Origin of the sequence: Polaribacter litorisediminis (assembly GCF_019968605.1) — a bacterium.
In the GTDB taxonomy this organism is placed as follows: domain Bacteria; phylum Bacteroidota; class Bacteroidia; order Flavobacteriales; family Flavobacteriaceae; genus Polaribacter; species Polaribacter litorisediminis.
This window is the reverse complement of sequence record NZ_CP082966.1, coordinates 1,802,043-1,822,662: the sequence shown is the minus strand read 5'-3', so window position 1 is coordinate 1,822,662 and position 20,620 is coordinate 1,802,043. Positions and strand designations below refer to the sequence as shown.

Annotated in this window: 17 protein-coding genes; 5 read left to right on the top strand and 12 right to left on the bottom strand. The window is 31.3% G+C overall.

Going from position 1 to position 20,620, the window contains the following annotated elements; genetic code table 11:
• Positions 1–171 precede the first annotated feature (171 nt).
• From K8354_RS07840 to K8354_RS07815, 6 genes are all read right to left on the bottom strand, one after another.
• Positions 172–4,365, bottom strand: coding sequence for a phosphodiester glycosidase family protein (locus K8354_RS07840; RefSeq protein WP_223447012.1), 4,194 nt, complete (start codon positions 4,363–4,365; stop codon positions 172–174).
• An 11-nt stretch (positions 4,366–4,376) separates the two neighbouring features.
• Positions 4,377–5,621, bottom strand: a complete 1,245-nt coding sequence (locus K8354_RS07835) for a glycosyltransferase family 4 protein (protein WP_223447011.1) — start codon at positions 5,619–5,621, stop codon at positions 4,377–4,379.
• 472 nt (positions 5,622–6,093) lie between these two features.
• The gene (locus tag K8354_RS07830) at positions 6,094–6,318 is read right to left on the bottom strand and encodes a hypothetical protein (protein ID WP_223447010.1); all 225 of its coding nucleotides are present in this window, start codon (positions 6,316–6,318) and stop codon (positions 6,094–6,096) included.
• 388 nt (positions 6,319–6,706) lie between these two features.
• On the bottom strand, positions 6,707–6,931 hold the full coding sequence (locus tag K8354_RS07825) for a hypothetical protein (RefSeq protein WP_223447009.1): 225 nt from the start codon (positions 6,929–6,931) through the stop codon (positions 6,707–6,709).
• 380 nt (positions 6,932–7,311) lie between these two features.
• Complete coding sequence (locus K8354_RS07820; RefSeq protein WP_223447008.1) at positions 7,312–7,530, bottom strand: hypothetical protein; 219 nt, start codon at positions 7,528–7,530, stop codon at positions 7,312–7,314.
• Positions 7,531–7,894: 364 nt separating this feature from the next.
• A complete protein-coding gene (locus K8354_RS07815) occupies positions 7,895–8,113 on the bottom strand; it encodes a hypothetical protein (protein WP_223447008.1) in 219 nt (72 codons plus the stop codon).
• A gap of 442 nt (positions 8,114–8,555) precedes the next feature.
• Here K8354_RS07815 and K8354_RS07810 point away from each other — a divergent pair, with 442 nt between their 5' ends.
• The 4 genes from K8354_RS07810 to K8354_RS07795 all read left to right on the top strand — a co-directional run bounded on the left by K8354_RS07810 (position 8,556) and on the right by K8354_RS07795 (position 12,868).
• Positions 8,556–9,536: a hypothetical protein gene (locus tag K8354_RS07810; RefSeq protein WP_223447007.1), complete on the top strand. Its 981-nt coding sequence runs from the start codon at positions 8,556–8,558 to the stop codon at positions 9,534–9,536.
• Positions 9,537–9,659: 123 nt separating this feature from the next.
• Entirely contained in the window at positions 9,660–10,196 is a 537-nt protein-coding gene (locus K8354_RS07805) for a Crp/Fnr family transcriptional regulator (RefSeq protein ID WP_223447006.1), read from the top strand.
• Between the two features lie 1,409 nt (positions 10,197–11,605).
• Positions 11,606–11,872: a hypothetical protein gene (locus tag K8354_RS07800; RefSeq protein WP_223447005.1), complete on the top strand. Its 267-nt coding sequence runs from the start codon at positions 11,606–11,608 to the stop codon at positions 11,870–11,872.
• Positions 11,873–12,520: 648 nt separating this feature from the next.
• Positions 12,521–12,868 (top strand): hypothetical protein, encoded by a 348-nt coding sequence (locus K8354_RS07795; RefSeq protein ID WP_223447004.1) that lies wholly within the window; start codon positions 12,521–12,523, stop codon positions 12,866–12,868.
• Positions 12,869–13,170: 302 nt separating this feature from the next.
• On the opposite strand, the gene K8354_RS07790 is transcribed toward K8354_RS07795, so the two are convergent.
• The 4 genes from K8354_RS07790 to K8354_RS07775 form a co-directional block, all read right to left on the bottom strand.
• Entirely contained in the window at positions 13,171–14,826 is a 1,656-nt protein-coding gene (locus tag K8354_RS07790) for a dihydrolipoamide acetyltransferase family protein (RefSeq protein WP_223447003.1), read from the bottom strand.
• Between the two features lie 3 nt (positions 14,827–14,829).
• Positions 14,830–15,819, bottom strand: a complete 990-nt coding sequence (pdhA, locus tag K8354_RS07785; RefSeq protein WP_223447002.1) for a pyruvate dehydrogenase (acetyl-transferring) E1 component subunit alpha — start codon at positions 15,817–15,819, stop codon at positions 14,830–14,832.
• Positions 15,820–15,947: 128 nt separating this feature from the next.
• Positions 15,948–16,619 (bottom strand): hypothetical protein, encoded by a 672-nt coding sequence (locus tag K8354_RS07780; protein WP_223447001.1) that lies wholly within the window; start codon positions 16,617–16,619, stop codon positions 15,948–15,950.
• Between the two features lie 90 nt (positions 16,620–16,709).
• Positions 16,710–17,378 carry a M15 family metallopeptidase gene (locus tag K8354_RS07775; protein ID WP_223446999.1) on the bottom strand — a complete coding sequence of 223 codons (669 nt, stop codon included), beginning with the start codon at positions 17,376–17,378 and terminating at the stop codon, positions 16,710–16,712.
• Positions 17,379–17,445: 67 nt separating this feature from the next.
• Here K8354_RS07775 and K8354_RS07770 point away from each other — a divergent pair, with 67 nt between their 5' ends.
• Positions 17,446–17,853, top strand: a complete 408-nt coding sequence (locus K8354_RS07770; RefSeq protein ID WP_223446997.1) for a DUF2721 domain-containing protein — start codon at positions 17,446–17,448, stop codon at positions 17,851–17,853.
• Positions 17,854–17,878: 25 nt separating this feature from the next.
• On the opposite strand, the gene K8354_RS07765 is transcribed toward K8354_RS07770, so the two are convergent.
• Both K8354_RS07765 and K8354_RS07760 read right to left on the bottom strand, forming a co-directional pair.
• Positions 17,879–18,289: a heavy-metal-associated domain-containing protein gene (locus K8354_RS07765; RefSeq protein ID WP_223446996.1), complete on the bottom strand. Its 411-nt coding sequence runs from the start codon at positions 18,287–18,289 to the stop codon at positions 17,879–17,881.
• Positions 18,290–18,347: 58 nt separating this feature from the next.
• Positions 18,348–20,564 (bottom strand): TonB-dependent receptor, encoded by a 2,217-nt coding sequence (locus K8354_RS07760; protein WP_223446994.1) that lies wholly within the window; start codon positions 20,562–20,564, stop codon positions 18,348–18,350.
• Between the last annotated feature and the right edge of the window lie 56 nt (positions 20,565–20,620).

The following is a 20,620-nucleotide window of genomic DNA, read 5'->3' as shown; positions in this document are numbered from 1 at the left end:
CGTTTATAAGTCGTTTTACGGTGCCATAAATAGTACCATTTTTTGCAGATATGATACTTTCATTCTTTACACATACTACATATGATATTTCTTCTGATAAAAAATAACGCATTTTTATTTAGCCAATTTAGAATTTTAAAAAAGTAGGATAGATTTGATGCTTATAACAAACTATCCTTCAATCCAACCTAGAATAGCATTGGCAACAAATCGAGGTTCTGGAGGTAGGGCATAAATATCTTTCTCATAATTTTTATTATAAGGTGAAATATTCATGATTTTACCATCAACTACTAAAGTGCTGCTTCCTCCAGGATCAAATCCCATCGCTTTCTCCATGCCATATTTTAAAAGAATATCAACCATATCAAAATGAGTTGCTCCAACAGATTCTCTAATTCTACCATTGACCATGAGTACCATCAATTTTCCTTCTTTAGTAATTCCTACCGCTATTTTTGGGCCTCTCATATCTGTAAAATCTAATCTAGCGGCTTGTGTTTTAATGGAGTTGGTTGTTTTCCAGCCTTCATCTTCCATATTTAAGATTTGCTTTCCCTGGTCAATTAACATGGGGCCAGCTTCAATAGCATAAGATATTTCATCCCATTTATAAGGATTTGTTACTGGTTCTAATAATTTAATATGTATCGATTTCCCCTCTATAAATCGTTTTTCATCAAATAAATTTGAAGGAATTGATAAGGTGATGCCTACAGGAATAACGGGGACAGTTTCTTTATCGGTTGTTTTAATAATTTGTTTAACCGTATTTCCTGCTATTCTTACAATTGTATTTCCGTTTCCTTTAATAGTTTCTTCAGCATATGACAAATCGTAAAAGCAAGGAGTTTTATTACCATGTTTGTTATAATTGGAAGCTTTAAATTCTAGTTGATATTGTTTATCTACAATGATAAAACCTGCTTTACTATTTACTTTTCTAATATCGACATTTCCATTTTTATAGATGATAAAAGCGGGTTTGTTAAAAAGTGGCGGACAAAACACCTTGTTATTCATGATTAATAAGCCCAAAGGAGAACCAATATAGGTTTCGGGTAAGCCTAGTTTTCCAACCAATTCAGGGTTTAAGATGTAACCTCCATTCCAAGCTAATTCTATTTTGTTTGGGTTTTTACTTTTCTTTTGATATTCCTTGATCAATGCAGGAACATTTTTTGGGTCTCTATTGGCAATGTGTGCTGCAAACTTCCAATGATGTTTTTTAGTATCAATTTCAGCCAATACACCACTCCAAGGTAAACCATCTTCATAAACACCTCCAGCAAACGATGATTTTACTTTTTGAGCTGTTTTAGTGTCCTCTAAATTTTCTTTTATGGTATCTAATAATGTCGCAATAGGGGTTCCGTTTTCAATAGCATCTTTAGAAATAAGATCTAATAATTCCTTTTCTCCAAGCGTATTTTTTAATTCTTCAAATAAAGAACTCTTGAGTGCCAAATCAAAATCTTTCGCTGTTTGAATAGGCGTAGGATACGCCAAGGTTGTGCGGACTCCTGCAGGTACAAATTGAATAAAGCCACTGCCTTTGGGGATGCCCATAATTTTAGCCGTCATTTCATATTGAACCTTTCCTATATGGAAGTGGTCAATTTCTACGATATCAGTCATCATTGCTGCATATTCACCATTGGTAATCAGAAAACCATTTGCGGCTTTAATATCTCGTAAAATCTTAATTGCTTTTGCGCCCATTTGCGGAAAATGCACTCCTTCTGACCATTGTTTCGTTTCAATTATTTGAACTACTCCAGCCTTATAAAGGAGGCCTAATTCAGGTTCTCTATCACTTTCTAAATAGTCTTTAATATTTGCGCTCGAGAACCATTTCGTTATTCTTTCCTCATGGATAAAAATATACACTTTTTCTAATTTTTCAACTTTCGTTTGAAGCACTTCTGCCGTTAGTTCTTGCTCTATTGTTAATTTTAGCTGTGCTCTTATGGGTTGCAATACAAAATATTCTAACTCGTGTTTTATATAACGACCAGGAAAATACCCTTTAGGTACATTCTTTTTTAAATTTTTAGTTAATATTTTTCGATCATCGATACCGAGAAATTTGCTGTTGGTGAGCTGAAATAAGGCCAATTCCCAATCTGCAAAAAATTGCGGTGCTAATGTTAAATCTGGAAGATGTTTGGGTTTAAAAATATCACTGTAAATCATGTTTACCAAACCTGTTATTTCTTGATAGGTGAATGCTTGGTAGGCATAAGATTTTTTATTTCTATGACGATAAGAGAGCGCATGATCATGTCGTATTGAAATTTCCCCATCAACATATTTAAAAATATCATCGATGGCATTATAATACTTATGAATGAGTTCTAAATTCGTGTTGACCAAATCCGGAATGTCATTTTCCATCATGCTCGCATAGCCCATGACTCTTCCTTTAATAAGTTGTTCTTCAACTCTAAAAAAGCTTGGGTCAATTAAGGATTTTAGATACAACATAAAAGATAAGCGTCCATAGCCTGGCAAGTAATGCCGAGTTTTTTTATTAAGAATTGCTTTGAGATCATCATTCTCAAAATTCACAGATGTTTTATAGGTTTTTAATAAACTAACCACTTGAGGGTTGTCTTGAAATGATATAGAATTCAACTGCAAATGCATTCGCTTTAGAATATATTGCATGTTTTCTTGCAAAGATTCAATACTATAGCGTTTTCTAATAACGTTTCTGTTGTGGGTAACGTCAATGATTCTGTTTTGAGGATAAAATACATGGTCGCAAATATTTTCTGCTAGCTGTTTAGGTATTTTTGATCCTTTAAATTCTAAAACCTTCAGACGAAGCGACTCATCGAGATGGCGTCCAATAACTTGATCATACACTTCTCTTGGTTCATATTGTCTGCAAAAAATGGGGGTACCACAAGCCGCAGCTTCTATAATGGGTAAGCCTCTTCCTTCCGTTTGACTAGGTAATAAAATTAAGGAAGCTACATCGTAAAGTTGCTCAATATCTAAAGGTTTTTTATATTTTTTCTTAAACTCGTTTTTGTCAAATTCACTAAATAAAAACCCAAGAAGTACCTTCGATTTAAATTCTTTGGGAAGCTCCTTTAGGAAATTAGTAAAGTCCTTTTTTAAATCATGATAATAATTTTGTTGCCCATGCGGAATTGGTCCAGAAACAATGAGCGATAATTTTAATTGTGAATTATGAATAAATTTTTCAGCAAATGGCTTATAAGAAAATAGCCGCTTGATAAGCTTGAAATTAAGCTCAATAGATTTTCTACTGATGACTCTAGTGGGTTGTAAAAAAACAATATTATTATTTACAAAATCTAATTTTTTAATCGCTTTATGCCCTAAAAGTATCGGTTTTAAGGATCGCTTACTCTCTTTGTGTTTTGCTGCGGTATGAACTGTTATGGTCTCTTTTTTATTTGCAAAAATCGTGGAAACTTGCATAAACGCTTTTATGATGTCGCGTTTACTCATTTGGTGTAATTTGGTGTCTACCGCTGTGCCTAATAGCGCCACATTTGCCGGATTGTGACCATTAATTTTGATGAGGTGATTTTGCTGAATTTTATTAATGTTTACGTTCATCCAAGAGCGACTTGCCCAAGGATAAATCGTTTCAATAATCGAGAAAAATTCACCGATGTGTGCATTATGAAAAAAGAAATCTCTTGGTCCTTTTTTTAGGCCTTTCTTATTGATTTCTTCTTTTCTATGCCCACCTTCCCAGTAAAAATCATGATTATTATTGATAACAGGAATGCCTAAATACTCAGAAATTAAAACGGTAGCCAAGGCTAAAGAGACATTGCCAGGATTAGAACAAACATTGATAAGATATAACAGCGAAATATCATTTTCTTCAATATAGGTTCCTAATTTTTCGACGAGCACTAAAACTTCTTTCCAAAACTTACCGATGAGATCGTTATACTCGCTACTTCCGCGCTCCATTTTAATTTTAAAGAAGTCATCATATAAAGGCCAAGCATTAAAAGCTTCCATTTCTGGAATTATTTTTTTAAAGGCATCTTCAGGAATCAACTCATCTGCCTCCTCTTTTATGTCTCCTGCAATAAAGTGGATAGGGATATTTGGATAAATGCTTTTAAAAGTTTTAGCATACTTTTCAGTTTCTACAGTGATGCCATCTATCGTAAAATAAAAGGTAAGGAAAGCAATACCTCCTTTTTCTACATGAGAATTAAACGCTGATGCATCGTCATTAAAAGCTAATGGGAAGTTTTGTTCTTTAAATTTATCCATAAATAAACCGAGATCAAACCACGTATTTATTTTTTCATTCTTTAATTCTTTTAAGATATTGGTAATTTTTGCTGTTGTTATTTGAGTCATTTTTTAGTTTCTTAAAATGTAAATAAGGCACTTAATTTTTCTTCAAGTACATCATATGAAAAATATTTTTTGCCAAGCTTAAAGTTGTACTCACCAATTTCTAGGCATCGCTTTGGGTTGTAGATGATGTCGGACATTTGTTGCACACTTTCTGGGGTTAGATTGCTGTCTTCGATCATGACTGTTTCAAATCCTTTATTTCCAATATCTTGCATGTATACAGGTTTGTAGTTATTGACGAATATGGGTTTTTTGGCAAGTACTGTTTCAACAAGAGCATTTCCAAAACCTTCATACGTGCTAAAATAAGTAGCAGCTCTACCATGCGCATACACATCAGATAAATCTTTATGATCTAAAACTTTGTGCGCCGCAAAAATGATTTGATTCGATAGATTTAATTCATGAATTTGATCAATTAACTCATTATAATATTCTTTATTTTCATCATCATTATTATTACCGGTAATGACTAGTTTTAGCTTTTTATCATCTAGCTTATCAATTAAGGATATCGCAGTTTCGATTCCTTTCCGCCTTACAATACGAGTTACCTGTAATAAAGCAATGTCATCTTCTTTAACACCAATATTTCTCAAGAAAAATTCATTTTCTGGAGTTGGTACACCGTAAATTCGATTAAAATCCATGACATTAGGGACCAAAGTAGCATCAAGATTAAATCTATTTTTAAAAGTTTCTACGCCAAATGTATTAATGGCAGCGTGTTTTACATCAGGAAGTAATAAAGGAAAGTTGTCATCAACATATTGGTTGATTTCAGGATGCACAGAAACATACCGCTGGCCACGTTCCCAATGAAAATCATGATCATGCGTTACAATAGGTAAACCTGTTTTTAGAATCAGTTTTTTTATAGCAACACCCATCGATAAATGGCAGGGAAGGGCAGAGGCGTTTTCTGAAAGAATCGCATCAATTTTTTTATCTTTAACCCAGGTAAGCATGGTTTTATAAATCATATTAGAAGCATTCTCAACATGTTCTAATAATGCGTCTGGCTCTTTATCAGGTTCGAAAAATGCTTTGCGTTGTTCCCATTCTGCTTCCACTGAAAAAAAGGACAAAACTGGATACAAATAGTCATGTTCATAATCTATGTTCCAAGATTCAAATTCTCCAGCCATAATAAAAACTTCATGACCTAGCTTCTTTAAAACATCTATCCATTTTTCAGTTTCAAGAGCAACACCATCAACACCCCCTATTCGTCCAATAATAATACCTATTCGCATATTTTATATTTAAAATTTTTTATAGTTTCTAAATATACGGTATTGCATAAAATTTAGGAAGGTTTTGAAAGACTATGTTTTATAAATTGTCACTTCAAAAATTTGAGTAAACATAAATTATGTGATATGAAATTTATATCGTTTAGGTTGCAGAAATGATAATTTATGTTTTTTAATATCCTGTTAAAAAGTGTTACAATAGAGCTGTACTGACCATTAATTTAGTGTAAATAAATTCAATTACCTTTTAGATTAATTGAATTTAAAAACAACTACTAGAGCCTTCTTAACGGTATTTTTTTTAAAAGTAAGATAAAAATAAACGATGTGCCCTGACAGAAGATTACTAAATTGATAGAAGCTTTAAAAGGAATTATGAAAGTCTAGAAAGAAATTATTTTGAGTTTTTTAATACGTATTGCGCCATACAACAGGTTGGGGGAGCTGAATTCCTGTAGATGATTGCTGAGTTTTAGATTTGTCGCGTTTCAGGTTTCGTAAATGCTTTTAAAATTTTAGTAGATAAATTTACTGACAAAATTAAACTAGGAAAGAAACAAGCAAAAAAGACGATAAGATTTAACATATCTAATAAAGAAGTTATACTCGTCGATGTGATTAAATTATATCCTGAATAAGTTAAACCGATTGCACAGACTAAAAAAAGTGCTGTTTGTTTTAGGGTATCTGTTTTCATGATTAGGGAGATTTAAATTAATGAAAAATATCATTACTTAAATTTACAACTAAATAGGGGGTTTTTTATCATAAAAAGGATCGCGGTAGTATTTGAGTGTTTTAGAAAATAGAAGTATTCATTTAAGGAATAAGTGTTTTTATTTGGGTAATTATGCTTGTAATTTCTCTTTTAAAATTTTTATAAATTATAATTAAAAGCAAATAAAAGGAAAGTATCGTGTTATAAAGCTGTGAAAGTTAGTGATTAAAGTAAAGGAAAGTCACTTAGTTTTTAATCAAAAAAAAACTTAAAGAGAAGCTCATTAAGTTTTTTTGGCTTTGGGGGAATATTGTTTTCTCATACAAAAGGTTGGGGGAGCTGAATTCCTGTTGATGATTATTAACTTTTAAATTTGTCGCGTTTCAGGTTTCGTAAATGCTTTTAAAATTTTAGTAGATAAATTTACTAACAAAATTAAACTAGGAAAAAAACAAGCAAAAAAGACGATAAGATTTAACATATCTAATAAAGAAGTTATACTCGTCGATGTGATTAAATTATATCCTGAATAAGTTAAACCGATTACACAGACTAAAAAGAGAGCTGTTTGTTTTAGGGTATCTGTTTTCATGATTAGGGAAATTTAAATTAATGAAAAATATCATTACTTAAATTTACGATTAAATGATGGTTTTTATAGCCAAAAAAGGATCGCGGTAGTATTTGTACTCTTTAGAAAATAAAGGTATTAATTCAAGGAATAACTGTTTTTATTAGGGCGATAATACTTATAATTTCTCTTTTAAAATTTTTATAAATTGACATTGAAAGCGCCTAAAAAGGCAGTAAGGCGTTAAAAATCTGTAAAAGTTAACGATTAAAGTTCAGGAAAGATACTTGGTTATATAAAAAAAACTTAAAGAGAAACTCATTAAGTTTTTTTGGAGGAAACTGATAGCGATAATCATTTTAGGGGAATGTATTCACGTTAATCGCTATTAAATTTTAAATCTAATGTGTTGCAACTTTTAAAAATGATTTTAAAGCTTTAGCAGATAAGTTTGCTGTCAAAATTAAAGCTGGGAAGAAACAAGCAAAGAAAGTCATGACCGTTACTACATCCGACAAAGATTGTATGTTAGAAATTTTTATTAGGTTAAGTCCTGAAAGGTATAAGCCGATGACAGCGATTAAAAGAATTACTGCTTGTTTGATGGTTTCTGTTTTCATGATAGGGAGAATTATTGATACTCAAATTTACAATTAAATAAGGGGTTTTTTATCATAAAAAGGATTGTGGTAGTATTTGAGCGTTTTAGAAAATAAAGGTATTAATTCAAGGAATAACTGTTTTTATTAGGGCGATAATACTTGTAATTTCTATTTTAAAATTTTTATAAATTGACATTGAAAGCGCCTAAAAAGGTAGTAAGGCGTTAAAAATATGTAAAAGTTAACGATTAAAGTTCAGGAAAGATACTTGGTTATATAAAAAAAACTTAAAGAGAAACTCATTAAGTTTTTTTGGAGGAAACTGATAGCGATAATCATTTTAGGGGAATGTATTCATGTTAATCGCTATTAAATTTTAAATCTAATGTGTTGCAACTTTTAAAAATGATTTTAAAGCTTTAGCAGATAAGTTTGCTGTCAAAATTAAAGCTGGGAAGAAACAAGCAAAGAAAGTCATGACCGTTACTACATCCGACAAAGATTGTATGTTAGAAATTTTTATTAAGTTAAGTCCTGAAAGGTATAAGCCGATGACAGCGATTAAAAGAATTACTGCTTGTTTGATGGTTTCTGTTTTCATAATAGGGAGAATTATTGATACTCAAATTTACAATTAAATAAGGGGTTTTTTATCATAAAAAGGATTGTGGTAGTATTTGAGCGTTTTAGAAAATAAAGGTATTCATCTAAGGAATAAGTGTTTTATTTGCGCCAAGATGTTTGTAATTTATTTCTCAGTTCATGACAAAAAATGAAATATGTTGGTATTGTTTTGATTTTGAGAGTTGAGCAATACCAGGTAATGCAAGAAAACTAGCAGTTATTATTTGAAATACCAGTACAAAGGGAATTCTTTATAAAAAACCATAAGGATAGCTACACTTTGATCAAGAAAGAAAATTAAGTTTGGTAAAGCGAATTCAAAAGCAAATTGATAAATTTGAATTGAATAATATTTGTTTGTAAATAAATGTAAATAAGCTGGTCAAATTGACGTAAGTCAGAGTTAAAAACAAACGATAATGAAAACACCCTATAAGGTATTATTTTTACTCTTCCTGATTGTTTTTAGTACGAAATCTTTTTCACAGAAAATGGTTGAATATTACAAACCCCTAAAAAATGATAGCCTAAGAGTTGGAATCGAAGAAAACGACTTTTTCCCTTTTATTGAAAGAGGGTATACCTTAATGCTTCCTGAAAATAAGGAAATAAAAGGTGTGCTCATTTTCCTCGAAGATTCAAAGTATGACCAGAAGAACAGGAGCTCAAAGCAGATGTATACGCAAGCATCGGAAAAAGACTTTGCAGTATTGTCAGTTTCAACCGAAATACCTCTTGACTTTTACTTTTCTAAATCATCTATGATTTCTACGCATGAGCTAATTAAAGAAGTATTCGAAACATATAATTTACCAAACGACAACATTTTCTTTTTAGGAGCAAGTTTAGTTGGACATAGAGCCATGCGTTACATTAAATTTATGAAAGAGAGTGATTTTAAATTTCAACTTAAAATTAAAGGCATTGTCGCTTGCAATTTTACGATGGATTTTACAAGAAAATGGTATCAACATCAACGTGATATAAGAATTAACCGAATTGACCTTTGGGAACCAAAATTTATAAATTATCTATTGGAAACGAACTTGGGAGGAACACCAAAAACGAATCCCGAAAATTATCACAACTTCTCATCGTATAGTTACTTTGATGAAAAGAACGAAAATGTTAAGATTTACAAAGATTATGGCGTTCTAGCCTACATAGAACCAGCAATAAAATATAAGCTGACAAAACAACTAAGAACACTTTACGAAAATAATTCGACTGATATCGTTGGCTTTTTAGCTGAATTGAGAATAGCGGGAAATGAAAATACTGAATTAATTGTATTACAACCTGAAGACAATCCGTCACAACATAAGAATACACAATCAACTTGGGATTCAATCAATAAAGATGAACTTATGGATTGGATTCAAAAGCAGGTGGGAAAATAATTAAACACAAAATAGTACAAAATTAATTGCTTTCTTTTTGCTCACTTACCAAAACTTTAAATTCGGTTATTAGTTGCCAAACCACACAGCTAATAATGCACAAAATCGTTACCGAAAGCTAACATGAATCCGATTACTAATTTAATTGATAAAATAAACGAGCAGAATCTTTGGGATCGAGAGATAGCATTAGAGCGTAATGAATATTTAAAAGTAAAAGGAAGTATTGACACTAATATCTATTTAGTCATCAATGGAAGCTTGAGAATATTCGTAATTGATGAATACGAAGAACACACAATTAGGTTTGGTTATAAAGACAACCTTATAGCCTCCTTAGATTCATTCTTGAATGAAAAGCCATCTGACTTTTATATTCAGGCGCTAAAAAAAACAACTGTTAAAGTCATCACTAAAAAAGATTATGAATCTTTCATAGAATCATCAATCGAGAATAAAAATAGTTGGATTTCTATTTTAGAAAACTTTGTTTTACAACAAATGGAAAGAGAAAGAGATATTCTTACGTCCTCTCCTGTTGAAAGATATCAGAGAGTTTTAAAACGAAGTCCTCAATTATTTCAGGAAATACCAAATAAATATATTGCGTCGTATTTAAGGATGACTCCTGAAACTTTATCAAGAATTAAAAAATCTTAATTTCAATCAATTTTTTTATCAGATAATACATAGACATTTGTGAAAAAATAATATCATGACAATAGCAACTGAAAAATTATTACAAAGTCTATTAGAGACCCAAGAAAAAAAATTTTACAAGCGTAGAAGATGACGTAAATTGGTTTTAAATATACTGAATTGCAAAATAATTGTAAAAATACAAGTAACTTTAACCCACCTTTAAATCACTGAAAAACAATTATTTAATAAAGACGTCAATGATAATCGAGGTGTCAGTTCGAGTGATTTCAATTTTTCATTGAAATTGTATCGAGAACTCATTGAAATTGTATCGAGAACCTATATACCAAAAAACAATCTTTTGATTTAGCATATCCAAAAAAGAGATTGCTTCGTTATTAGCAATGACGGTTCTAGGGGCAGCACGTCATTGCGAAAGAGGCACGATTGAAGCAATCTTTTAGTTTAAAAAACCTAATAATGTTTTTACATAAACTAGTTAAAAGTATATTTTTCTTTTATTCTTCTTTTCTTTTCCATTGATGAATACTGAATCTAGTTCAGCACAGGCTTCACCAAAAATCTAGACTTACTTTTTCGCTATGCGAGTTACCTACAACCAAAATATATTTTGGTTTTGGTAGTCTTGAATTCTACAAGCGATTTCACTTTCGTGTCCAGACTTATTATTGAGTTCCCCAATCAAGTTGAGGACAAGCTTTGGACACTTAGCCGTTGCATCTCTTTTGAATTCCTACGAAAAATAAAATAGGTCGAGTTTAGATTTCGATTTTTAAAGTAAATCCAAGTGTCAGTTCGAGTGATTCCGATTTTTCATCGGAATTGTATCGAGAACTCATTGAAATTGTATCGAGAACTCATTCAAATTGTATCGAGAACATTTTAGAAGTAAAGAAGTAAATAGAAATTAAAAGCTTCTCGATACAAAATTTCTGAAAAATAAATTTCACTCGAAGTGACAATCGGTTTATTAAGAATGATCATATTCTTTGTCAGTTCGAGACCCAAGAAAAAAATTTTTACAAGCTTAGAAGATGACGTAAATTGGTTTTAAATATACTGAATTACAAAATAATTGTAAAAATACAAGTAACTTTAATCGACCTTTAAATCACTAAAAAACAATTATTTAATAAAAACGTCAATGGTAGATTTCACGTGAGAATTTGAATAGCGTAGAACTATTAAAAGAGGAAACTTTAGCTTCACTAAATTGGAAACAAAATAATGAAAGTTGGAGTGCTCTAGAGTGCATTGAACACCTTAATAGATAGGGAGATTTTTATATTCCGGAAATAACGAAAAAGATAAAGGCTTCACAACATAAAAGTTCAGAAATATTTAAAAGTAATTGGTTAGGAACATATTTTAGCAAATCAGTTTCTTACAATGAGGATTTAAATAAAATGAAAACATTTAAATCTATGAATCCACTAAACTCAAAACTGAATATTCAAACACTTGAAAAGTTTATGAATCAACAACATCAAATAATTGAACTTTTAGATGTATCAAAAAATGTTAATCTTGACAAAACTAAAACTGCTATTTCAATTTCAAAATGGATTAAATTAAAATTAGGAGATACATTTAGAGTCGTAATATACCATAATGAAAGACCTATTAAACAAGCGGAAAAAACAATAAAAAGATCTATAATGAAAAACCTTTAAGAGTTATTTTTAATCGAAAAGAATTCCTCGATGCTCTGGGTCGGGGTTTCCGTTGAAATGGTCATTCCCGTGAAAACGGGAATCTAATAATAGAATTTCGGTTTTTGATGATGTTTTAAAACTTTAAATTATTTAAGTGAACAGTTCACCTTTTTAACGAAAGGAAAGGTTTAAATGGATTAGGAATGGGTTTTCTTTACATATCATCTCATATAAAAAGGATGATTGATAGCGATATTTCTTACATCGTTTTTGAGTCAAATTATTGTTGTCATATATTCTCATACAAAAAGATAATATTCGGCTAATAATTCAAAGGGTTTAGATTTTATTCAATCAAAATTCGCTGTTAAAAAAAATAAATGAAGAATGTAAATAATCTTTATTATTTTGAAGAACTTTACAAATAAATTACTTGTTTCTTATCATATTGATTTGGTTTGTTTTGAATTCATATGGATGTCTAAAAAACGGTTGTAAATTTTTGAAAAACAGAAAGTTAAGAAATTGTAAACATCCTTATTTTAGCCCTTTTTTTAACTTTTATTTACGTTTTTTTTAAGGGAGCTCTAACAGTTTTAACTTTTAATAGGGGGTAATTTTGTCTCGGTTAACAAACAAACCATATCAAATTATAAAAATAAAAAAATGAATACCTTAAAATTTAAAACTTTAATTGTTGCTTTTTTAATAGGATTTAGCAGCTTAGTATCGGCAAATAATGAAACTCCTGCTGACAAAAAAGGAGTAATGACTACGATCACTAAAGATGTTCAGAAATTGCTTAAGAATTCTGAATTTTCATTAAAAGAAACGGAAAAAGTTACTGTAAAAATTATGATTAACAGTAAAAATGAAATCGTTGTTTTATATGTAGATACTAAAAACGAGAGTATTGATGCATTCGTAAAAAATAGATTAAACTATAAGAAAGTATCTACTGCTACAACTTCAGAAGTATATACTTTACCAATTAAGTTATTAGCTTCTAAATAATAGTTGAATTCTTTGTATAATTAGAAAAGAGGCTGTCTGAAAAGGCAGTCTTTTTTTTTGCGATTTTTTTTAAGAATATCTTACTTTAAGAGTGAATTGAAAAGTTGTTTTTAGACCTATAACAAAGAGTATTTACGCCCTTTTATTTTATGTGGCTTAGTAACAAAGGAAACCACAAAAAAGACTTGCAAAATTGCTGTTTTTGTTGAGGATTTAAAATTTACAGCAGGAAAGTTACTTCAAAAAAAAAGCTCGATTTGAAATATCAGATCGAGCTTTTTTAGTATGTATTATTTTAGAAACTATGCTAACATCGTAACAGGATTCTCAATAAATGTTTTTAATGTTTGTAAAAACTGAGCTCCAACAGCTCCATCAACGGTTCTGTGATCACAGGTTAACGTTAATTTCATTGTATTTCCAACCACTATTTGTCCATTTTTAACAACGGGCTTTTCAACAATGGCACCTACAGATAAAATTGCTGAATTCGGTTGATTGATGATTGAAGTGAAATTATCGATACCAAACATGCCTAAATTAGAAACTGTAAACGTGCTTCCCTGCATTTCTGCTGGCGCTATTTTTTTATGTCTTGCTTTTCCCGCTAAATCTCTAACAGATGCGCCAATTTGCGTTAAACTCAAAGTATTGGTGTGTTTTACAACAGGCACTAATAAACCATCATCTACGGCAACAGCAACTCCCACGTGAATGTGACTGTGATAAATTGTATTATTATCGGTCCAAGAAGTATTAACTTGAGGATGTTTTTGCAAAGCCATTGCACAGGCTTTTACAACCATATCATTAAAGGATACTTTTACATCTGGAATTGCATTGATAATTTTTCTGGAAGCCATTGCGTTATCCATATCCACTTCAATATTTAAACTGAAATCTGGTGCCGTAAATTTAGAACTTCCTAAAGCTTTTGCAATTGCCTTGCGCATTTGAGAGTTTTTAACTTCTTCAGATTTTTCTTCGCCAGCAGCAACAAAATTCATTGCAGGAGCTGTTTCCGTTTTTTCTGATTTTTCAACTTCAGCTGGTTTTGCAGCAGGTGTGTAGTTTTCTATATCTTTTTTAATAATTCTACCGTTTTCACCAGAACCAGAAACATCTGCTAAATTAATGCCTTTGTCAGCCGCTATTTTCTTTGCTAAAGGAGATGCAAATATGCGTCCGCCTGAAGTATTTGTGCTTGTTGATGCACTCGTTTCAACAATATTTTCTTCTTTTTTTGCTTCCTTTTTATCTTCTTCCTTTTCTGAAGGAATTACTTTTTTAGCAGGTGCGTTTTCCGCAGCATCATCATTGGCAACAATTGCAGAAATATCGGTTCCTTCAGGACCAATAATCGTTAATAAGCTATCTACAGGAGCTGTTTCTCCTTCTTGAACACCGATGTATAAGATGGTTCCTTCGTAGAAACATTCAAATTCCATGGTTGCTTTGTCTGTTTCTATTTCTGCTAAAATATCACCTTCTTCAACCTTATCTCCAACTTTTTTTAACCAAGAAGCCACAGTACCATCTGTCATGGTATCACTTAAACGTGGCATAGAGATTACATGCACTCCATCAGGAATTGCAGCAATCTCTGTATTGGAAGTTTCTGAAGTTGTTTCATCATCTTTCGCATCTTCTTTAACTTCTTCTTTATTTGCCGTTTTTGCAGTCTCAGGAGCACCATTTATAAGTGCGGAAATATCTTCACCTTCTTCGCCAATAATAGCTAAAAGAACATCAACAGGAGAAGTTTCACCTTCTTGAATACCAATATATAATAAAGTTCCCTCATGAAATGATTCAAATTCCATCGTAGCTTTATCTGTTTCGATTTCTGCCAAAATATCGCCTTCTTCAACTTTATCTCCAACTTTTTTTAACCATTTTTCCACAACACCTTCTTCCATGGTGTCGCTTAGTCTTGGCATATTTATTACTGTAGCCATATTTTAACTTATAAAAGGATAATCTTCTTGTTCATAAACCATATCGTATAATTGCTGAGGTTCTGGGTATGGTGAGTCTTCTGCAAATTTTTCACATTCATTCACCATCCTTTTCACATCTTTTTTAATTACATCAATTTCTTCTTCGGTCGCATATTCTTTTTCCATAATAACGTCTAAGATTTGAGTAATAGGATCTATTTTCTTATATTCTTCAACTTCATTTTTTGTTCTATAATGTTGCGCGTCTGACATTGAGTGACCTCTGTATCGATACGTTTTCATTTCTAAAAAAGTTGGGCCATCACCACGTCTTGCTCTTTGTATTGCTTCATCTACAGCTTCCGCTACTTTAATAGGGTTCATGGCATCTACGGGTCCACAAGGCATTTCATATCCCAAACCAAGTTTCCAGATATCAGTATGATTTGCAGTTCTTTCTACAGAAGTACCCATGGCATATCCATTATTTTCAACAATAAAAATAACAGGTAATTTCCATAACATCGCCATGTTAAAAGCTTCATGTAGAGAGCCTTGTCTTGCAGCACCATCACCAAAACACGTTAAGGTAACCGCATCGCTTCCTTTGTATTTATCTGCAAAAGCTATTCCTGCACCTAAAGGAATTTGACCACCAACAATACCATGACCACCATAAAAACGAAATTCTTTCGAGAAAATATGCATAGAACCTCCCATTCCTTTAGATGTTCCTGTAACTTTTCCGTATAATTCAGCCATTACTTTTTTAGGATCTTCTCCCATACCGATTGGCTGCACATGATTTCTGTAGGCAGTAATCATTTTATCTTTCGATAAATCCATAGCATGCAACGCACCAGCTAAAATAGCTTCTTGCCCATTATACAAATGTAAAAAGCCTCTAACTTTTTGCTGAATGTAAACAGATGCTAATTTGTCCTCGAACTTGCGCCAAAAAAGCATGTTTTTGTACCAATCTAAATAGGTTTGTTTGGTGATTTCTTTCATTCTTAACTATTGTTATTTATTGTATAATAATATTATTGTAGTTTTTATCGAAATACAAAAATAACTGTTTTAAATAGAATAAAAAAACTAGGCTTTGTGAATTTAGCGCAAACGATTGCGATTGCGTTTTATTTGTCTTTGGCTATGAGTATAGTTGCTTTTGCGCCTGTTGCTAAATTCCATTCATTAGATGAAATTAAGATTCCTGCATCATTGTACACTTTAAAAGCCGCCGTGTTTGGACCAGAAGACCCCTGATTTAACGCTTCAATAACAATTTTATTGATACCTAATTCTAGTGGTATATTGAATTTTTTATAACTCTGTTCTAATACAATATTATAAACAACGGGAATATCATTTACATAAATAGTTACTCGATCACCATCTGGATATTGATAATCTCTACAAATAATGTTAACACTTTTAGATTGGGTTCTAAAACTACCTAAATCTTGATCTATTTTCGGAATAATATATCGACCATTAATCTTTTTGAAAGTTTTTAAAAAACGTTGCTCTTTCAATTTGGCTTGTGTTAAAATTCCTTTGTTATTTAAATTATCTTCTTTTTGCTGCTTTTTTAACTTTTCGTTTTCTTTATCAAAAGCTTTTTTAAATCCGTTAATACCATTTAATGATATCGATTCGGGTTTTTTAACCTCTTTGGCATTATTTAAAACAATAGCTTTTGTTTTTCCTTTTTCTTTGGTTCCTTTATTGATGTCCAATTGAGCCAGAGCTTTGAAAGATATCAATAAACAAAAAGAGATAAAAAGTACATTAAAAAATGGTTTCATAAGTTTCTAATAATGAGTAATGTTGAACACTTTTAGCACAAATATAATGCCGATTTTAAAGGGAATTGTTTAGAAATTGTTAAAACTTGACTATTTTACAGGAAAATTAAAATATGTTTTTGGGAAAGGTTCTTCTCTAAGTGTAAAATGCCACCATTCATTTTCATAAGGTTTAAAATTATTTTGTAACATGAGTTTTCGCAAAAGCATTCTGTTTTCTTTTTGTGCTTTTGATATTTTTGGATAAAATGGATGTGATTGCACTCCAAAAAAATCATAAGGACTGCCCATATCTAATTCTTTACCCGTCTTTAAATTTATAATTGTTAAATCGATGGTGCTACCTCTTGTGTGGCCAGATTTTGAGGCGATATACCCCAAGTCAAATAATTCACTTTTATCCACGTTTGGATAGTATTCTCTTTTCATTAAAGTGTCTTTCAAAACTTTTGCCCATTTTACAAAATGATCTACTGCTTGTTGTGGTCTGTAGGCATCAAAAACCTTTAGACTTAGTCCTTTTTTTAAAAGTTCAGCTTGTACTTTTTTTAAATTGATTGCACTTTCTTTGGTTATAATGACACAATTGTTCTCATAACCGTTAATAGGTTTTCCTATAAAATTATTATTGTTTAGATAACGTAATTCAGATTTTATGGTATGATCTATATCGGATAAATACACAAAATTGTCAGGTAATTCTTGACTAAAATAGGAGCTACTAAAAACTAAAACGAATAAAAAAACTACTTTTTTCATAGTTCAAAAATAAAGAAAATGATTCGGAAAGTATTCACGTTGAAAAATAACTTTATTTTTGCTCTTGATGGAAGAATTGACACTTACTACACCGGCTTTATTATTTTCTGCAATTTCATTGATTATGCTTGCCTATACCAATCGGTTTTTGGCGTATGCCGCTGTCATTAGAAGTTTGCATGATAAATATTTGGAAAAGAAAAATGATTCTTTGTTAAGACAAATTCAGAATTTAAAATTACGCTTAAACTTAACAAGATATATGCAAATTTTTGGTATTACAAGCTTGTTATTTTGTGTGTTAACCATGTTTTTAATCTATGTCGATTTTCATAGGGTAGCGGTTTGGGTATTTGGTTCGGCACTTATTTTGCTCATCGTTTCTTTGGCTTTATTGATTAAAGAGATTCAGATTTCTGCGCAGGCCTTGCAACATCATATTGCTGATATTGAGGAGTATTTAAAGAAGAAATAGGCATTTTGGAATAGGAGTAAGGCGACTAATTTTTCTTTTTCTGCTTTTTTAATTCCCCTTCATGGTTCAAAATGATTTCTTCATCTCGGTACTTGCAGCAGGGATGTACAGAATTATACGCTTCTTCTTTTGCAATTAACTTTTTCTTATCAGCACCAATAACATCGTGTCCAACTTTTAAAATATTTTGTTGCACATCGGTCATAGATGTTTTCCGCTCATCCATAATTAGGCTTAATTGATGTGTTTCCACGCTCCAAATTGCAAATTTTACGCCTTTTGTTTTTAAAGCTGCTGTTTCAATTCTTTTTTTACACATGCCGCAAATTCCGTCTACTTCAAAAAATACTTTTGCGTTTTTATTTTTTTGAACTTCCTGAGATTGTGCTGAAAAACTTACTAAAAGTAGACTTAATATACCTATTATTTTTTTCATTTTTTTTGATTTCTAACCTCACAGGTTTTTAAACCTGTGAGGTTTTATTATATTATTTTTATTTGATTTTAAATCGTAATCCTGCATAAATTGCACGTCCAAAAATTGGTTGATACACTAAAGTAGTATCAAAATTCAATTCAAATGGATTTTCGCTGCCTAATATAGGATTATTTTGCTGAACATTCGTTAAATTTTCACCGCCAACATACACCTCAAACTGGTTGGAAAACACTTTTGTTATTTGTGAATTTAACAATTGGTATGCATCAATAGGTAACCTTCTATTCGGGATTCGTTGCTGCCCTATGTTATTAAAAGTTACATCAAACCGCCATTGCGATTCTGTATCAGATAATTCTGTTTCATAAGACAGGTTTGCAAAAAAACGAGTTTCAGGCTGTAACGGTTTCTGTAAATTTCCGCTTTTATATGTTGTAGAAATGTCAAAATATTTATAGGCAGTTCTTACATTAAAGTTTTTAGCGATATTATAATTTACTTCTACCTGAAAACTATTTGCAATACTTTTACCGTTTAAATCATAAAATGATATTTCTTGCGCATTTTCCCAGTCTACAACCACTTGGTTTTGAAAATTTGTTTGATAAAAATCAAAAGTAACATCTCCTTTTTTCTCAAATAAATTAAATTTCTGTAAATAAGAAACCCCATAATTCCAAGCAATTTCAGGATTTAATCCATAGATATTTCCGCCAACGTCATCAATGTTTATTTGTCTAGAACTCGCAAATAATTGTTGATTTTCAGCAAAAATGTTAGCACTTCTTTTCCCTCTTCCAGCAGATGCTCTAAAAACTCCTTTTTCCCAAGGCACATATCTTACATGTAAACGAGGTGTTATAAAAGTACCCAATAAATTATGGGTATCAACTCGCAAACCTGCTGTAAGACTAAAGTTCTCTAAGTTATCAAAGGCATATTCAAAAAATGCGCCTAAAGCATTTTCATTTCTATCAAAATCGATGGTGTTTACCAGCTCATCAAACTTATCGTAGGTAAAATTAAGTCCGGTTTTAAACTTGTTTCTTGTATCGCCAATAATTGAATTAAAAATTAGATTCGCATAGACGCTTTCATGCTCAATATCATATACATTTAAACCAAAATAAGAATCTTGCTGATGATTGCTAAATGCTATTTGAAAACCGATACTTTGAAAAGGCATTTCAGGAAAAACATACCCTACTTTAGCAGAAGTTTCAAAACGCTGTGTATCAATTTCACTTCCCCAAGCATTGGTGGTTCCTTGATCTCTAGTGGGATTAAAATTGAGTTCTCCCGTTTGTTTTTCATCATTTAAAAAACGAACATTTAGAAAACTTACCCAACCTTTTTCTGCATCGGTATATTGCCACCTATTCATGATATTTATTTGATTGGATAATGGCATATCTAAAAAGTTATCCCCATTTCTATCAAATTTTTCTCCTCTGTAATTTCCGTGAATGTACAAACCTGTTTGCCATTTTTTAGAAATACGCTCATTAAAATGTGTGTTCAATTCCAATCTTCCATTTAAAGAAGAATAGGCATTTAGAAAGAACTTATTATCGGAAAAAGGTTTTACCAATTCGGCATTTATTTGACCAGAAATACTTTCAAACCCATTGACTACAGAGCCTGCACCTTTTGTAATTTGAATACTTTCTACCCATGTTCCGGGTGTAAATGTGAGTCCGAAAACTTGGCTAGCACCTCTAATTGCAGGAATGTTTTCTTGTGTAATTAATAAATAAGGACTTTTTAAACCTAACATTTGAATTTGTCTTGTACCAGTTAATGCATCCGAAAAACTTACGTCTATAGACGGATTTGTTTCAAAACTTTCCGCTAAATTACAACAAGCGGCTTTGAGCAATTCTTCGGAGTTTACTGTAAACATATTAGTCGTTGATAGAAAAGATCTTTGAACAGTATTTCTTTTACTCTCAATGATAATTTCATCTAACTCACTTTCTGGTTTTAAAAAATAATGAATGGGCTCTAAATTTGTAATGTTAATTGTATCAGATTTATAACCTAAGTAATTAACGACTAATTTTTTATATTCAGGTTTATAGGGTATGGTAAACCAGCCTTTTGTATTTGTAATTGCGCTTACCTTTGTGTTTAGCCAGTGCAGAGAAACACCTTCAACTCCTAAATTATCTTTAGGGTTATTTTTATCCATAATCATTCCTTTAAATGTAGTTTGAGAAAAGAGTAGGAGTGGCATAAATAGCAAAAGACTACTTATAATATATTTTTTCATGATGTATTGATTATAAATTTGGAACAAGACTATTTTCATCTAAAAAGATGATTGTT

What these genes read in the sequence shown, in the direction of transcription:
- K8354_RS07840 (WP_223447012.1), bottom strand. Translation starts at nt 4,365, where the DNA reads ATGACTCAAATAACAACAGCAAAAATTACCAATATCTTAAAAGAATTA.
- K8354_RS07835 (WP_223447011.1), bottom strand. Translation starts at nt 5,621, where the DNA reads ATGCGAATAGGTATTATTATTGGACGAATAGGGGGTGTTGATGGTGTT.
- K8354_RS07830 (WP_223447010.1), bottom strand. Translation starts at nt 6,318, where the DNA reads ATGAAAACAGATACCCTAAAACAAACAGCACTTTTTTTAGTCTGTGCA.
- K8354_RS07825 (WP_223447009.1), bottom strand. Translation starts at nt 6,931, where the DNA reads ATGAAAACAGATACCCTAAAACAAACAGCTCTCTTTTTAGTCTGTGTA.
- K8354_RS07820 (WP_223447008.1), bottom strand. Translation starts at nt 7,530, where the DNA reads ATGAAAACAGAAACCATCAAACAAGCAGTAATTCTTTTAATCGCTGTC.
- K8354_RS07815 (WP_223447008.1), bottom strand. Translation starts at nt 8,113, where the DNA reads ATGAAAACAGAAACCATCAAACAAGCAGTAATTCTTTTAATCGCTGTC.
- K8354_RS07810 (WP_223447007.1), top strand. Translation starts at nt 8,556, where the DNA reads ATGAAAACACCCTATAAGGTATTATTTTTACTCTTCCTGATTGTTTTT.
- K8354_RS07805 (WP_223447006.1), top strand. Translation starts at nt 9,660, where the DNA reads ATGAATCCGATTACTAATTTAATTGATAAAATAAACGAGCAGAATCTT.
- K8354_RS07800 (WP_223447005.1), top strand. Translation starts at nt 11,606, where the DNA reads ATGAAAACATTTAAATCTATGAATCCACTAAACTCAAAACTGAATATT.
- K8354_RS07795 (WP_223447004.1), top strand. Translation starts at nt 12,521, where the DNA reads ATGAATACCTTAAAATTTAAAACTTTAATTGTTGCTTTTTTAATAGGA.
- K8354_RS07790 (WP_223447003.1), bottom strand. Translation starts at nt 14,826, where the DNA reads ATGGCTACAGTAATAAATATGCCAAGACTAAGCGACACCATGGAAGAA.
- pdhA (WP_223447002.1), bottom strand. Translation starts at nt 15,819, where the DNA reads ATGAAAGAAATCACCAAACAAACCTATTTAGATTGGTACAAAAACATG.
- K8354_RS07780 (WP_223447001.1), bottom strand. Translation starts at nt 16,619, where the DNA reads ATGAAACCATTTTTTAATGTACTTTTTATCTCTTTTTGTTTATTGATA.
- K8354_RS07775 (WP_223446999.1), bottom strand. Translation starts at nt 17,378, where the DNA reads ATGAAAAAAGTAGTTTTTTTATTCGTTTTAGTTTTTAGTAGCTCCTAT.
- K8354_RS07770 (WP_223446997.1), top strand. Translation starts at nt 17,446, where the DNA reads ATGGAAGAATTGACACTTACTACACCGGCTTTATTATTTTCTGCAATT.
- K8354_RS07765 (WP_223446996.1), bottom strand. Translation starts at nt 18,289, where the DNA reads ATGAAAAAAATAATAGGTATATTAAGTCTACTTTTAGTAAGTTTTTCA.
- K8354_RS07760 (WP_223446994.1), bottom strand. Translation starts at nt 20,564, where the DNA reads ATGAAAAAATATATTATAAGTAGTCTTTTGCTATTTATGCCACTCCTA.